The organism is Pseudomonas sp. MF7453, assembly GCF_016405455.1.
In the GTDB taxonomy this organism is placed as follows: Bacteria; Pseudomonadota; Gammaproteobacteria; order Pseudomonadales; family Pseudomonadaceae; genus Aquipseudomonas; species Aquipseudomonas paralactis.
Window position 1 is genome coordinate 167,185 of sequence record NZ_JAEKCN010000001.1, and the last position, 15,216, is coordinate 182,400.

The window sequence follows — 15,216 nt, forward strand, 5'->3', positions numbered from 1 at the left end:
GGGACCCAGGTTGCCAGTAGCAGCTTTCGCTGGCGTCAGGACTTGTTGCCGACCAGGCTATCCACCGACGGCACGCGGGTGTCGCTCTCCATTTGTGTTTCATGCTCGATCTGATGACTGAACCGATCCAGGGAACCCTGGGCAGGTTGCGCGTCACTGGCAAATACCGGCGGGCTGAGGATATAGGCGCCCAGCAAGCGGCTCAGAGCGGCCAGGCTGTCGATATGAGTTCGCTCGTAGCCGTGGGTGGCATCGCAACCGAAGGCCAGCAGGGCAGTACGAATATCGTGGCCGGCGGTGACCGCCGAGTGCGCATCGCTGAAGTAATAGCGGAACAGATCGCGGCGCACCGGCAGGTCGTTATCGGCGGCCAGGCGCAGCAAGTGCCGCGACAGGTGATAGTCGTATGGCCCGCCGGAATCCTGCATCGCCACGCTTACCGCGTGTTCGCTGGAGTGCTGGCCCGGGGCGACCGGGGCGATGTCGATGCCGACAAATTCACTGACGTCCCAGGGCAGTGCGGCGGCTGCGCCACTGCCGGTTTCCTCGGTGATGGTGAACAGCGGGTGGCAGTCGATCAGCAGCGGTTCGCCACTGTCGATAATGGCCTTGAGCGCCGCGAGCAGGGCGGCGACACCCGCCTTGTCATCCAGGTGGCGGGCGCTGATGTGCCCGCTCTCGGTGAATTCGGGCAGTGGGTCGAAGGCCACATAGTCACCCACGCTGATCCCCAGGGAATCGCAGTCGGCCCGGGTGGCGCAGTAAGCGTCCAGGCGCAGCTCGACATGGTCCCAGCTCACCGGCATTTCATCCACGGCAGTGTTGAACGCGTGCCCGGATGCCATCAGCGGCAATACGCTGCCGCGGATCACACCGTTATCGGTGAACAGGCTGACCCGGCTGCCTTCGGCAAAGCGGCTCGACCAGCAGCCCACCGGTGCCAGGGTCAGACGGCCGTTGTCCTTGATCGCGCGCACGGCGGCACCGATGGTGTCCAGGTGCGCAGAGACGGCACGGTCAGGGCTGTTTTTCTGGCCCTTGAGGGTGGCGCGAATGGTGCCGCGCCGGGTCATTTCAAACGGGATGCCGAGTTCTTCCAGGCGCTCGGCGACATAGCGCACGATGGTGTCGGTAAACCCGGTGGGGCTGGGAATGGCGAGCATCTCCAGCAGCACTTTTTGCAGGTAGGCGAGATCGGGTTCTGGGATGGTTCGGGTCATGGAAACTCCTGATGAGTTGAGGGCATCGATGGTTTCGATGAGGGGGCTGGAGCGTCGTCGCCTGGGCCGGCCTCATCGCGGGCAAGCCCGGCTCCCACATTGGAATGCAGTCACTGTGGGAGCCGGGCTTGCCCGCGATAGCGCCGGAGCAGGCGACACATCGTTCAAGCCGTCGGCTGACTGTGTGGAAACAACAAATCTACAAACTTCTCAGCGGTCGGTTGCGGTTCATGGTTGGCCAGCCCGGCCCGTTCATTGGCTTCGATAAACACATACTCCGGCTGATCGGCCGCGGGCACCATCAGGTCCAGGCCGACCATGGGAATATCCAGGGCGCGGGCGGCGCGTACGGCAGCGTCCACCAAGGTCGGGTGCAGGATGGCGGTGACGTCTTCCAGGCAACCGCCGGTATGCAGGTTGGCGGTTCGTCGCACGGCCAACGTCTGACCACGGGGCAGGATGCTGTCGTAGTCGTAACCGGCGGCCTTGAGCGTACGCTCGGTCTCGCCGTCCAGGGGGATCTTGCTTTCACCATCGGTGGCGGCCTGACGACGTCGGCTTTGCGCTTGGATCAAAGCGCGAATCGAATGCTGACCATCGCCGATCACTTCAGCAGGGCGGCGAATCGCGGCGGCGACCACTTCAAAGCCGATCACCAGGATGCGCAGGTCCAAACCCTCGTGAAAGCTTTCGAGCAACACCCTGCTGTCGAACTGGCGTGCCGCTTCGATGGCCTGCTGCACCTCCTCGATCGTTCCCAGGTCCACCGCCACGCCCTGGCCCTGTTCGCCATCAAGCGGCTTGACCACTACGCGCTGGTGCTCGTCGAGAAACTCCAGGTTGTCGTCGGCACTACCTGCCAACTGCTGCGCAGGCAACTTAAGGCCAGCGGCCTTGAGTACCTTGTGGGTCAGGCTCTTGTCCTGGCACAGGGTCATGCTGATGGCACTGGTCAGGTCGCTCAGCGACTCGCGGCAGCGCACGCGGCGCCCGCCGTGGCTGAGGGTGAACAGCCCGGCATCGGCGTCATCCACCTGCACATCGATGCCGCGCCGATGGGCTTCTTCGACGATGATTCGCGCATAGGGGTTGAACCCGGCCTGCGGCCCGGGGCCGAGGAACAGCGGCTGGTTGATGCCGTTCTTGTGCTTGATCGCAAAGGTGGTCAGTGCGCGAAAACCCAGCTTGGCGTAAAGGCTCTTGGCCTGGCGGTTATCGTGCAGCACCGACAGGTCCAGATAGCTCAAGCCACGGCTCATGAAGTGCTCCACCAGGTGGCGCACCAGTACTTCTCCAACACCGGGGCGGGTGCACTGCGGGTCTACCGCCAGGCACCACAGGCTGCAACCGTTCTCCGGATCGTGAAAGGCTTTTTGATGGTTGAGGCCCATTACGCTGCCGATCACCGCGCCGCTGTCTTCGTCCTCAGCCAGCCAGTACACCGGGCCGCCTTGATGGCGCGGCGTGAGGCGTTCGGCGTCGACAGGCAACATGCCGCGGCCCTGATACAGCAGGTTGACGGCGTGCCAATCGGCTTCGCTTTGCACCCGACGGATCCGAAAGCCGCGAAACACGCGGGTGGCGGGGCGGTAGTCACTGAACCACAGGCGCAGCGTGTCGGATGGGTCCAGAAACAATTGCTGCGGATCGATCCCGAGGATTTGCTGGGGCGCGGCCACATACAGGGCGATGTCACGCTCGCCGGGTTGTTCGTTGAGCAGCTCCTGGGCGAGGCTGGCAGGGTCGGCAAAGGTATGCCCGATCAACAAGCGCCCCCAACCGCAATGCACGGCAATCGGTTCGGGGCCTTGCGGGCTGCCGTCTTCGGCGAGCCGGGCCTGCAGGCGCTCGTAGGACGGCGCCTGGCCCTTGATCAAGCGTTGGCTATACGCCGCGGCGTTAGGTTTCATGGATCAGATTCCTTGTTCGCTGAGCCACAGGTTCAGCGCCGCCAGTTGCCACAGCTTGGAGCCGCGCAATGGGGTCAGTTGACCCTGTGGGTCCGTCAGCAGGCGGTCGAGCATGGCGGGGTTGAACAGGCCGCGGTCCTGGCTCGGATCCAGCAGCAGTTCGCGCACCCAGTTCAGGGTGTCGCCCTGCAAGTGCTTGAGGCCGGGCACCGGGAAGTAGCCTTTTTTACGGTCGATGACTTCGCTGGGGATCACTCGGCGCGCAGCCTCTTTGAGCACCTGCTTGCCGCCATCGGGCAATTTGAACTTGCCCGGCACGCGCGCCGACAGCTCCACCAGGCGGTAGTCGAGGAACGGCGTACGGGCTTCCAGGCCCCAGGCCATGGTCATGTTGTCGACGCGTTTGACCGGGTCATCCACCAGCATCACGGTGCTGTCCAAACGCAGGGCCTTGTCCACGGCGGCGTCTGCTCCCGGCATGGCAAAGTGTTCGCGTACGAAGTCGCCGGCGGCGTCGTTGGCGGTCAGCCATTTCGGCGCAACGGTGGCGGCATAGTCGTCGTAGCTGCGGTCGAAAAAAGCGTCGCGATACGCGGCATACGGGTCGCTGGCGCCGTCCACCTGCGGGTACCAGTGGTAGCCGGCGAACAATTCATCGGCGCCCTGGCCGCTCTGCACCACTTTGCAATGCTTGGCCACTTCTCGTGACAGCAAGTAGAAAGCGATGCAGTCGTGGCTGACCATCGGCTCGCTCATGGCGCGGAAGGCGGCCGGCAGTTGCTCGATGATCTCGCTTTCAGCGATGCGCAATTGGTGGTGGCGAGTGCCGTAGTGTTTGGCGATCAGATCCGAATACTGGAATTCGTCACCGCGCTCGCCACCGGCATCCTCGAAGCCGATGGAAAAGGTCGACAAATCCTCTACGCCCACTTCGCGCAGCAGGCCGACGAGCATGCTCGAATCGACCCCGCCGGAGAGCAGCACGCCGACATCCACCGCCGCACGTTGGCGAATGGCCACGGCTTCGCGGGTGCTGTCGAGTACGCGGTCGGTCCAGTCTTCCAGGCTTAGATTCTGTTCATCCTCGCGGGGGCCGTAGGGCAGGGTCCACCAGGTTTTCTGCTCGGTCTTGCCGCTGGCGTCGATGCGCATCCAACTGGCGGGCGGCAGCTTTTCAATACCCGCCAACAGCGTGCGCGGCGCAGGCACCACGGCGTGGAAATTCAGGTAGTGGTTGAGCGCAACCGGATCGAGGATCGGGTTGATATCGCCCCCCTTGAGCAAGGCCGGCAACGCCGAGGCGAAACGCAGGCGTTGGTCGGTGCGTGACAGGTACAAGGGCTTCACACCGAGACGGTCACGGGCGATGAACAGACGCTGGGCATCACGCTCCCAGATGGCGAACGCAAACATGCCGTTGAGCTTGGGCAGCAGCGCTTCACCCCAGGCGTGATAGCCCTTGAGCAGCACTTCGGTATCGCCGCCGGAATAGAAGGCGTAGCCCAGGGCTTCCAGCTCTTTTCGCAGTTCCGGGAAATTGTAAATCGCGCCATTGAACGCCAGGGACAACCCCAGTTGGGCGTCGACCATCGGTTGGGCGGAGCCGTCCGACAGGTCCATGATTTTCAGGCGGCGATGGCCCAGGGCAATCGGCCCTTGGGCGTGAAAGCCCCAGGCGTCTGGGCCGCGGGGGGCGAGGTGGTGCGTGATGCGTTCTACGGCTGCCAGGTCGGCAGGTTGATGATCAAAGCGTAACTCGCCAGCTAGTCCACACATAAGTTCCTTACCGGTTTTTCCGTTGGGGAGGGGTCAATACTCAATACGCCCAAAAGGGCGCGTACCCAGAAACTGACCCAGGTAAAACCAGGGAGTTTTAGAACGATAAGTTATAAGCCTTCCAGGCCTAATGGCTCGTTGCCCATTCGCCGGCTGGCTTGGCGTGCCGAGAAAGGGCGGTAAATACGGCAAGAATTGATGGGAATTGCAGGGCGTTAAGCCGCTCAATCCAGCGAGTATTCAAACCCTTCGGCGGCGGCGGTGGGCTTATCTTCGAGCGTTAACCATCAGAGCCATCAAGGACGGTCATCAATGAATGCAGATCAAGGACAGAAACGGTGTGGCGGGCTTTGGCCCAGGGAGGTCGCATGCCGCAGGTAAATGAAGTGGTTGGCCCCCGACTCAGCGCGCAGCTGCCGCGCAAATTGCTGGAAATGACTCAGGATCTGGATATAGCCCAGACGCTTCTCGACAACCTGCCTGGCTGGTTGGTGCAGACCGCTCCCGAAACACGGGCCGACATTTGGCAAGCGCACGAAATCAGCGGGCCGCTGCGAGACACTGTCCATACCCGGTTACAGGCGCTGGAGCCCCTCGATGAGTTTTGCATCGAGCGCCTTGAAGCCTATCTGTTATCCAAGGGGCATACGTTGGATGTGCAGCACGACGTGTTGGAAATGCCGCATCGCGAGATGACGAACCTCAACCCCGACTTGATGGGGCCGTTGACAGTGACGGTCACCGTTGAAAAGCACACCCTGTTGCAGGCTGCCATGCAGAACTTCAGTGCTGCGCGGGCCCAGTCCAGTGGACTGGCAACCGGTGCGCTGATCCGCAGCAAAGCTACCGGCCAGAAAGTCGACACCCTAAGTGCCCTTGAATTTGTGCGCTGTTGTCGTGAACTGGATTTGGGCGGCGCCTACCAACTGCACCTGCGAGAGGTGTTCGATCTGCCGCCCCCGAATGCCCCGCCGACTACGCATACGCATGACCCGGTGGCCCGGGACATTGCCAATCTCAAGATGAGCGATATGCTCCTGGACCTGCACATAGCGTCGGGCAAGGGGCACGTGAGCAAGGACACGGCTGCAACGTTGCTCAAGCAGCTCAAGAGCAATGGCGATACCCCGCCGAGCAAGGTTCTGCAGATGGATGGGGGGCCGTTGACCTGGCACGGATTAAATGTTGATCAGGCGTGCGCGTGGAGTGTGTTGGTGTTTTCCGGCGGTGCGTCGCAGAGCCTGCCCTCGGGGCATTGTGTGGTGTATATGCCCAACGAGCCGGAGCGGCCCTGGTTCGAATACGACACCCTCGCCGCATTCAATAGTTACCTGTCAGGGCAATTGCAGGTGCCTGCCTATCGCGAGTTTTTCAAAGGCTATCTGGACGAGTCCGAGCGCCCGGATTTTTTCCAACGGTTCGATACCCGCAATGCCGTAGAAAGCCTGGAGGCGGTTGCGGTTAACGTCAGCATTGCGCGGTTTTTCTTCGACGTTTACGTCGGCAAGGCGCAACTGGACGCCAGGGTACTGGCGGTGCCCGTGGCGGACGTGGACGAGGAGGCACGCACTGCATTGCTCGAACGCTATGTGGACCTGGGGTTGACCCTGGCCAATGTCGCCGGTTTTTTCGTGCCCGGCCTCGGCCAACTGATGCTGGGCGTGGGGGTAGGGCAGTTGCTGGGTGAAGTCTATGAAGGCGTTGAAGATTGGGAGCATCACCGCAAGACGCAGGCGCTGGAGCATTTGTTCAACGTGGCGGAAGGCATCGGTTCAATGATGGTGTTGGCGGCGGGGGGCAAGGTTGTGGGGTCGATGTTTACGCGTACGCAAAAGGAGGCCGCTGCATTTTTCGACCAGTTTGACGCGGTGCGATTGTCTGGCGGTGGCGCGCGGCTTTGGCGTCGTTCCCTTCGTCCGTATCAGCAAACCATCGGCGATGAGGTACTGGCCACGCCCAGTTACCGAGGGATTTACCAGTATCGGGGGCGCTCTTATGCTGCGATGGACGGCGCGCTTTACCGGGTTAACTTTGATTCCGCCCTTGGGCGCTGGCGAGCAGTGCATCCCGTGCGTGACACAGCTTACCGCCCGCCGTTGGAGCACAATGGCGTCGGTGGTTGGCGCCATCAGTCCGAACAAGTCGATCAGTGGCACACGCCGGCCTATGTGCTCAAGCGGCTGTCGCCGGACCTCAAGTCCCTGTCGCAGAGCCAGTTGGATGAAATTATCACCACGACCAACAGCCAATTACCCTGGTTACGGCAACTGGTGGAGCGCAACCAGGCATTGCCGCAACGCCTGCGCGACAGTGTGGTGCGCTGGCGGCAGGAACAAGTGTTTCATGACCTGATCTGGCAATTGCAATTCCAGAGCCAGACGCATCCGTCTACCGCTCGCCTGCAAATGTTTGCCTTGCCTTTGCTGGACGGCTGGCCCCAGGGGCGCTTTTTCGAGCTGTTGGATGAACACGGTGATTTACTCCAGCGGTTCCCGGACACCGCTCCATTCGATTACGAAGATTTAAGCATTCACGTCAGTGAACAGCAGATCAATAACGGACAGTTGATGCAAACCTTGCTCGACGCGCTCGATAACGAAGAGCGTGAGGCGTTGCTGGGGCCGAACGTCGAGCCTGAGGAGGCGCAGAAGGCATTGTCGGCCCGTCTGTTGTCAGTGGTTAAAGAACATTATGGCGAACTGTTCGAGCAGCTTTACCTGGACTCCGACCCGCTCCCCCAGGGCAATGCCGCCCTGCTCAAGAATCACTTCCCGCACCTGCCGACCGGAATGGCGCAGGAACTGCTGTTGCAGGCCACCTCGCAGGAGCGCCTGTACCTGCATAACACTCGCCGCGTGCCCCTGCGCCTGGCTCAGCGTGCCAGGCTGGCGTTGCACGAGCTACAGGAAGACCGTGCGGTGGCGGGATTTTATTTGCCGCAGTTGGCCAACGAATCGACCGAGCGCCTGGCGATTGCCCTGCTCGGCAAGTTGCGGGGCTGGCCCGCGCAACTGCGCGTGCAGCTGCATGAGCAGACCCTGGAAGGCGCCTTGCTTGGCAAGCAGGAAAACGCGTCGGCGAGTGTTCTGCGCAAAGTGGTCAAGACCGCACGGGGCTATCAGGCGTTCGATGAGCGGGACGTTGCCTTGCACGATCCTGTCCCTGGGTCCTCCGGTTTTTACCAGGCACTGCTCAATACGTTGTCGGCGGCACAGCGCACCCGCCTGGGCATCTACGACACAGGGGAGCCTGGGGCTATGCAGCTGCAACTGAAGTTGCGTTGGCAGGTTGGTGATGAGCGTGCCGATGTGGCGCGCTATCTGCGCGAACCGTCGGCCGAACCGCTGCCTGCCTGGCGCGAGGCATGCGTACAGGCGGCACCACCCGAGGTGCCGCAACAGCCGGCGACGCTGCTGCGCAAGGTCAGAAAGCTCTTCCCCTTGTTTGACGAGGCCCAGGCGTCGACGTTTGTCCAGGCGTTGGGAGCCGATCATCTGGCACGCGCCCGGGCGGTCAAGGCGTTGCAGCGCAACCTGCAAACGCTGTGTGCCGTACTGACGGCCTGGCGCAGCGATAAAGCGGCATTGGCAAAGATCCCCGGGCCGTTGGCGCAAGCACGGCTTAGCCGCAATAACATCGCACAGCGGCTTGAAGCGTGCTGGCGGCGTATGACTGGCCCTGGTGAGGTGCATCGGCTATCACTCGATGGCATGCTCGGTGGCCCGTTGCCTGTGTTGCCGCCCACAGTCGGTTTTGAGCATGTGCGCCAGCTATCGATGCGCAACATGGAGGTGAGTGACGAGCTGGCGTATTTCCTGAAGCATTTTACCGGGCTGAAATCCCTGGACGTGTCGGGGAACCGCTTGACGCGTCTGCCGGAGGTTGTCTCGACCATGCCGCAACTGGAGTCGTTGTACCTGGATAATAATCAACTGACGCTGACCGACTACACGCGCGCCAAGTTGGCAGGCATGCGCAGTCTCAAAAGCCTGAACCTGGCGGGCAACCCACTGATTGATCCGCCCAAACTGCATGGCATGATCGGTTTGCGCGAGCTGTTCCTCGGTAACTGTCGACTCAAAACGTTTCCCGAAGGTCTGGCGCCTTTGGCTTTGCTTGAACATGTCGACCTGCGGGACAACGACATTACCGAGCTGCCGAACTGGTTATTCAACGCCGGTCCGGCGCGCACCCGCCCCATCAATTTGAGCCGTAATCCGTTGACCCTGCCGACGCGGATGCGAGTTCTGGAATATCGTCGCCTGAGAGGGTTTGGCATGGGGGTCTATGAAGATGATATTCCGATCATCAGCGAACAGGCCGCGCGGCAACTCTGGTTGCCGGAGCCACTGGCGGCGGACTACCAGGCCAAGCTCACTACCTGGCAAATGCTCAAGGATGCCAGGGGCAGCGATGGCCTGTTCAAGCATCTGGCCGAGCTGGGCGGCTCGGCGGATCTGGAACGGGTGAAGCAGGACATGACGCGCAGGGTGTGGCGAGTGCTTGATGCGGTCAGAGCGCGCGCCGATCTGGCCGATGAGGTGTTTGAATGGGCGGGCACCCAACTCAATTGTGACGACGATGCCGCGGTGAGCTTCGGCGATCTGGAGATCCTGCTTGAAGTCAGTGAGATGCGCCGGCAGATCGAGGGTGGGAATCTGTCCGTCGGGCCACTGCTGAAGCTGGGGCGTGGCTTGTTTCGGCTGGATCGTCTGGAACAGATTGCCCGTGATTATCACCTCAAAAACCCGGCAACCGAGGGCCTGGAAGTGAGCCTGGCTTTTCGCACCGGCCTGGCGAATCGTTTTTATCTTCCAGGGCAGCCACAGCACATGCGTTTCGGCATTTTAGCCGGGGTGACGCCCCAAGCACTTGATGCTGCTGAACGCGAGGTCAGGGAGGCAGAGGCGACCGAGGCTTTCCCGACATTCATGCACGAGTTGCCCTACTGGCAAAAGTATCTCAAGCGCACACATGCTGACAGCTTTGAAGCCATTGGCACGCCGTTTCATACGCGTTTACAGGCGGTACTCGCCGACCCGGACCTCGATGAGGCGGCCCGAACGGCGAGTGTGGACCACATCAGTCGTGATAAAGCGGCATCCGAAAGTGCCGAGATCCAGCGGCTCACCCAAGAGGCTATTCGCGCCGAGGCACTCAATGTTTGCGCGATTCGTTAAGTGCCGCTGGTGCGTTATTGGCTCATGGTGTCTTGTGCGATTTGCCTCGAATCAACTCACGCAAGGCAAACCGGTTGGGGTGACAGGCCTGGGCCACGCTGATGGGCAAGGGGAGCGGTTCGTTGTCCAGCCATGCCGCCAGCAGTTGTGCGGATAACGGTGCGGTGATCAAACCGCGTGAGCCGTGGCCGCTATTGATATACACCCCCTCCAGCCAGGGGCAGGGCGTATCCGGCACTTGGCGCGCATCCCGCGCCAGTATGCCGAAGGCCTGTGCAAATGCGTCGGCATCGGCCAGCGGGCCGACGATGGGCAGATAGTCCGGGCTGGTGCAGCGGAAGGCGGCGCGGCCTTCCAGGGTGTCCATTGCCTGGTTGTCGGGGTGCAAAGCCTGCAGCAAGGTCGGGGAAATTTCCCGCAGCAGCTCCAGGTTGTCGGCGTGCTCGGCGAGGGTAGGGGTCAGATCATCGCTCTTGAAGTCGAAACTGGCGCCCAGGGTATGTTCGCCTAACCGTGCCGGGGCGACATAGCCCTGGGCGCATACCACGGTGCTCAGTTCCTGGCTTTGAGCGGTGTGCGGCAGGCGCGTAATTTGCCCGCGAATGCGTTTGAGCGGCAGCTCGGCGCTGAAGGGGAAGCGCTTTATCTCGGCGGCGCCGGCAAGTACCACCACGGGCGCATCGGCAATCGGCGTGTCGCCGTCCCGGGCCTGCCACTGGCCATCGACGCGCTGCAAGGTCAGGGCCTCCTGATGCAGCTTCACCTCGATATTCGGATGCCGGGCCTGCCACTCGCACAGCGCCGGCGGATGCACCCAGCCGCCGTCGGGGAAGAACAATCCGCCTTGCTCCAGCGGGATGCCGGCGTGGGCTTGTGCCTGGGTTGCATCCACCCTGTGCAGCAGGTCTGGCGCAAAGGCCTCGGCCAGTTGGGCCTGGCGTTCGGCTTCCTTGGCATTGAAGGCCAATTGCAACACGCCGCACGCGTCCCAATCGACGCCACGCTGCAAATGCTCAAGCAACCGGCGGGTGTAGCCAAAGCCGCTGACGATCAACTGCGACAGCGCGGTGCCGTGGGCCGACAGTTTCAGGTACAGCACACCTTGCGGGTTGCCTGACGCTTCCTGCGCCAGGGCCGCGTGACGTTCCAGCAGGCACACCTGCCAACCGCGTGCCGCGAGGCTGGCGGCGGTGCAGCAGCCGGCCATTCCGCCGCCGATCACCAGCGCTCGGCGCTCGCCAGTGTGAGGCGCAGGGCGTGCGAACCAGGGGGCGGTGACGGCGGGCCTGGGCGTTAGTTCGGGCCAGCCGAGAAACTCGCCGCGCAGGATCTCCCATTTGTGGCCGATACCCGGCGTGCGTTTCATCTTGAACCCGGCGGCGTTGATCAGCCGGCGGACCCAGCCGGTACTGGTAAAGGTGCTGATGGTCGAGCCCGGTGCCGCCAGGCGCGCCAGCTCGGCGAACAGTTCGGCGGTCCACATGTCCGGGTTTTTTGCCGGGGCAAAACCGTCGAGAAACCATGCATCTATTTGTGCATCCAGTTGCGGCAATTGCTCCAGAGCGTCGCCGATCAACAGGGTCAGGGTTACACGGCCATTGTCCAATACCAGGCGCTGGAAGCCTTGATGGATGGCGATGTACTGGGCCAGCAATTGTTCGGCGTAGGGTTGCAGTTCGGGCCAGAGGGCGAGGGCGCGTTGCAGGTCGGCATGGCTGAGCGGGTATTTTTCCACACTGACAAAATGCAGACGCGCACCGGCTACCGCGTGTTGATCGAACAACTGCCAGGCGCACAAAAAATTCAAACCGGTGCCGAAGCCGGTTTCGCCGATCACCAGCCGCCCGCCCATCGGCAAGGCGGCAAAGCGCTCCTGCAAGCGGTTCTGTTCGAGAAATACATAACGGGTTTCTTCAAGGCCCGACTGGTCGGAGAAGTACACGTCGTCGAACACTCGCGAATGCGGGCGACCTTGGTCATCCCAGTCGAGCTGGGCGTGGGTGATGGGGGTCATGGGCGGCTCATAAAAATAACGGCAGGCAAACACAAGGCGGCCATTCTAGCCGATCAAACGGCAGGGGATTGACCCACGGCAAGCCGCGGTGGAATTTCCTTCCACCTGTTGCGGCCCAATCCGCTAGTCTTGAGCCATCTTGAAACGGAGCTGCCCATGTTCGAATCCGCCGAAATCGGTCACGCCATCGATAAAGACACCTATGACGCCGAAGTGCCGGCCCTGCGTGAAGCCTTGTTGGAGGTGCAGTACGAGCTGCAACAGCAGAAGCGCTTCCCGGTGATCATTCTGATCAACGGCATCGAAGGCGCGGGCAAGGGCGAAACCGTCAAGCTGCTCAATGAGTGGATGGACCCGCGCCTGATCGAAGTGCGCACCTTCGACCAGCAGACCGACGAAGAACTGGCCCGCCCGCCCGCCTGGCGCTATTGGCGGCAACTGCCGGCCAAGGGGCGCATGGGGATCTTTTTCGGCAACTGGTACAGCCAGATGCTGCAGGGGCGGGTGCATGGGCAGATCAAGGACGCGCGGCTCGACCAGGCGATTGCCGGTGCCGAGCGCCTGGAAAAGATGCTCTGCGATGAAGGCGCGCTGATCTTCAAGTTCTGGTTCCACCTGTCGAAAAAACAGATGAAGGCGCGCCTCAAGGCCCTGGCCGATGACCCGCTGCACAGCTGGCGCATCAGCCCGCTGGATTGGCAACAGTCCAAGACCTACGACAAGTTCGTGCATTTCGGTGAGCGTGTGTTGCGCCGTACCAGCCGAGATTACGCGCCGTGGCATGTGATCGAAGGCGTCGATCCGCATTACCGTGGGCTGACCGTGGGCAAGATCCTGCTGGAGGGCCTGCAAAGCGCGTTGAAACAGGCCAAGGTCAAGGCCAGCGGCATGAACCCGGCGCCGTTGCTCGCCTCGGTAGACCGCAAGAGTCTGCTCGACAGCCTGGACATGACCCTGCGTCTGGACAAGGACGATTACGAAGAACAACTGATCACCGAGCAGGCGCGCTTCTCTGGGCTGATGCGCGATAAGCGTATGCGCAAGCACGCACTGGTGAGCGTATTCGAAGGCAACGACGCGGCCGGCAAGGGCGGGGCGATTCGGCGCGTGGCGGCGGCGCTGGACCCGCGTCAGTACCACATCGTGCCGATTGCCGCGCCCAGCGAAGACGAACGTGCCCAGCCCTACTTGTGGCGCTTCTGGCAGAAGATCCCGGCGCGCGGCATGTTCACTGTGTTCGACCGCTCGTGGTACGGCCGCGTGCTGGTCGAACGCATCGAAGGCTTCTGCACCCCGGCCGATTGGATGCGCGCCTATGGCGAGATCAATGACTTCGAAGAGCAATTGCGCGATGCCGGTGTGATCGTGGTCAAGTTCTGGCTGGCCATCGACAAGGACACCCAGCTGGAACGCTTCCAGGCCCGCGAGGAGATCCCGTTCAAGCGCTTCAAAATCACCGAAGACGACTGGCGCAACCGCGACAAATGGGACGACTACCGCGCGGCGGTGGGCGACATGGTTGACCGCACCAGCACCGAGGTGGCGCCTTGGACCCTGGTGGAGGCCAACGACAAGCGCTGGGCGCGGGTCAAGGTGCTGCGCACCATCAACCGGGCGCTGGAAGAGGCGTTTGATAAAAGCGATAAGCACGACAAAAAGAAAAAGAAATAGCCATCTAGGGTGGGAGGGTCTGTAGGAGCGAGCTTGCTCGCGAAAAATCTCAACGATAACGCGTGTTTCCTGAATAAACGCGGCGCCTGGGGTTTTTTCGCGAGCAAGCTCGCTCCTACCAAGGCCCCATGCTTTTGCATCCATGGGATGAATGATCATCGCGGTCGGCCAGGCCCGGCTCTATCCTCGATCCACAACCACAAGATCGAGGTAGCCCATGCGTGAAGTAGTGATCGTCGACAGCGTGCGAACCGGCCTGGCCAAGTCCTTTCGCGGCAAGTTCAACCAGACCCGTCCCGATGACATGGCAGCCCATTGTGTCAACGCGCTGCTGGCCCGCAACGGTATCGACCCGGCGACGGTGGAAGACTGCATCGTCGGTGCCGGCTCCAACGAAGGCGCCCAGGGCTATAACATCGGGCGCAACGTGGCGGTGCTCTCGCAACTGGGCACCGGTACGGCGGGCATGACCCTCAACCGTTTCTGTTCGTCGGGCTTGCAGGCGATTGCCATTGCCGCCAACCAGATTGCTTCGGGTTGCAGCGACATCATTGTCGCCGGCGGTGTCGAGTCCATCAGCCTGACCATGAAAAGCGTCAATACCGATAACCTGATCAACCCGCTGCTTAAAGAGCAGGTGCCCGGCCTCTACTTTCCCATGGGCCAGACCGCCGAAATCGTTGCCCGTCGCTATCACGTCAGCCGTGAAGACCAGGACCTTTACGCCCTGCAAAGCCAGCAGCGCACGGCCCAGGCCCAGGCCGATGGCTTGTTCAATGACGAGATCGTGCCAATGGCGGTCAAGTACAAGGTCGAAGACAAAAACACAGGTGAGGTGCAGATCCTCGATGGCGTGGTAGACAGAGACGACTGCAATCGCCCCGACACCACACTGGCCAGTCTTGCCGGTCTCAAGCCTGTGTTTGCCGAGGACGGTTCGGTGACGGCGGGCAATTCCTCGCAGCTCTCCGACGGCGCTTCGATGACCCTGGTGATGAGCCTGGAAAAAGCCCTCGCGTTAGGGCTCAAGCCCAAGGCGTTTTTCCGTGGTTTTACCGTGGCCGGGTGCGAGCCGGACGAGATGGGCATCGGCCCGGTGTTTTCGGTGCCCAGGCTGCTCAAGGCCAAAGGGTTGCAGATAGCGGATATTGACCTGTGGGAACTCAATGAAGCCTTTGCTTCCCAGTGTCTGTATGCGCGCAATCGGCTGGAGATCGACAACGCCAAATACAACGTCAACGGCGGCTCGATCTCCATCGGCCACCCGTTCGGCATGACCGGCTCGCGACAGGTGGGGCATCTGGTGCGCGAGCTGCAACGGCGCAACCTGCGCTACGGGATTGTCACCATGTGCGTGGGTGGCGGGATGGGTGCTACTGGACTCTTCGAAGCCGTACGCTGAGTCAGGTTGGAATACGGCCAATGTGGGAGCTGGCTTGCCTGCG

General features: G+C 61.8%; 7 protein-coding genes. 3 read left to right on the forward strand and 4 right to left on the reverse strand.

What is annotated here, in order from left to right; all coding sequences use genetic code 11:
* Nucleotides 1–35: 35 nt before the first annotated feature.
* From JFT63_RS00740 to JFT63_RS00750, 3 genes are all read right to left on the reverse strand, one after another.
* On the reverse strand, nucleotides 36–1,220 hold the full coding sequence (locus JFT63_RS00740; RefSeq protein ID WP_057700833.1) for an osmoprotectant NAGGN system M42 family peptidase: 1,185 nt from the start codon (nucleotides 1,218–1,220) through the stop codon (nucleotides 36–38).
* 164 nt (nucleotides 1,221–1,384) lie between these two features.
* Complete coding sequence (gene ngg / locus JFT63_RS00745) at nucleotides 1,385–3,130, reverse strand: N-acetylglutaminylglutamine synthetase (RefSeq protein ID WP_198843189.1); 1,746 nt, start codon at nucleotides 3,128–3,130, stop codon at nucleotides 1,385–1,387.
* Between the two features lie 3 nt (nucleotides 3,131–3,133).
* Nucleotides 3,134–4,906 (reverse strand): N-acetylglutaminylglutamine amidotransferase, encoded by a 1,773-nt coding sequence (locus JFT63_RS00750; RefSeq protein ID WP_198843190.1) that lies wholly within the window; start codon nucleotides 4,904–4,906, stop codon nucleotides 3,134–3,136.
* A 368-nt stretch (nucleotides 4,907–5,274) separates the two neighbouring features.
* Between JFT63_RS00750 and JFT63_RS00755 the strand changes: the two genes are divergently transcribed.
* Nucleotides 5,275–10,086 (forward strand): NEL-type E3 ubiquitin ligase domain-containing protein, encoded by a 4,812-nt coding sequence (locus JFT63_RS00755; protein ID WP_198843191.1) that lies wholly within the window; start codon nucleotides 5,275–5,277, stop codon nucleotides 10,084–10,086.
* A 22-nt stretch (nucleotides 10,087–10,108) separates the two neighbouring features.
* Here JFT63_RS00755 and mnmC read toward each other — a convergent pair whose 3' ends face one another.
* Nucleotides 10,109–12,100 carry a bifunctional tRNA (5-methylaminomethyl-2-thiouridine)(34)-methyltransferase MnmD/FAD-dependent 5-carboxymethylaminomethyl-2-thiouridine(34) oxidoreductase MnmC gene (mnmC, locus tag JFT63_RS00760; protein WP_198843192.1) on the reverse strand — a complete coding sequence of 664 codons (1,992 nt, stop codon included), beginning with the start codon at nucleotides 12,098–12,100 and terminating at the stop codon, nucleotides 10,109–10,111.
* A 156-nt stretch (nucleotides 12,101–12,256) separates the two neighbouring features.
* Here mnmC and pap point away from each other — a divergent pair, with 156 nt between their 5' ends.
* Together pap and JFT63_RS00770 are read left to right on the forward strand one after the other, a co-directional pair.
* On the forward strand, nucleotides 12,257–13,771 hold the full coding sequence (pap, locus tag JFT63_RS00765; RefSeq protein WP_057700828.1) for a polyphosphate:AMP phosphotransferase: 1,515 nt from the start codon (nucleotides 12,257–12,259) through the stop codon (nucleotides 13,769–13,771).
* A gap of 217 nt (nucleotides 13,772–13,988) precedes the next feature.
* Nucleotides 13,989–15,173, forward strand: coding sequence for a thiolase family protein (locus JFT63_RS00770; protein ID WP_198843193.1), 1,185 nt, complete (start codon nucleotides 13,989–13,991; stop codon nucleotides 15,171–15,173).
* Nucleotides 15,174–15,216: the final 43 nt, after the last annotated feature.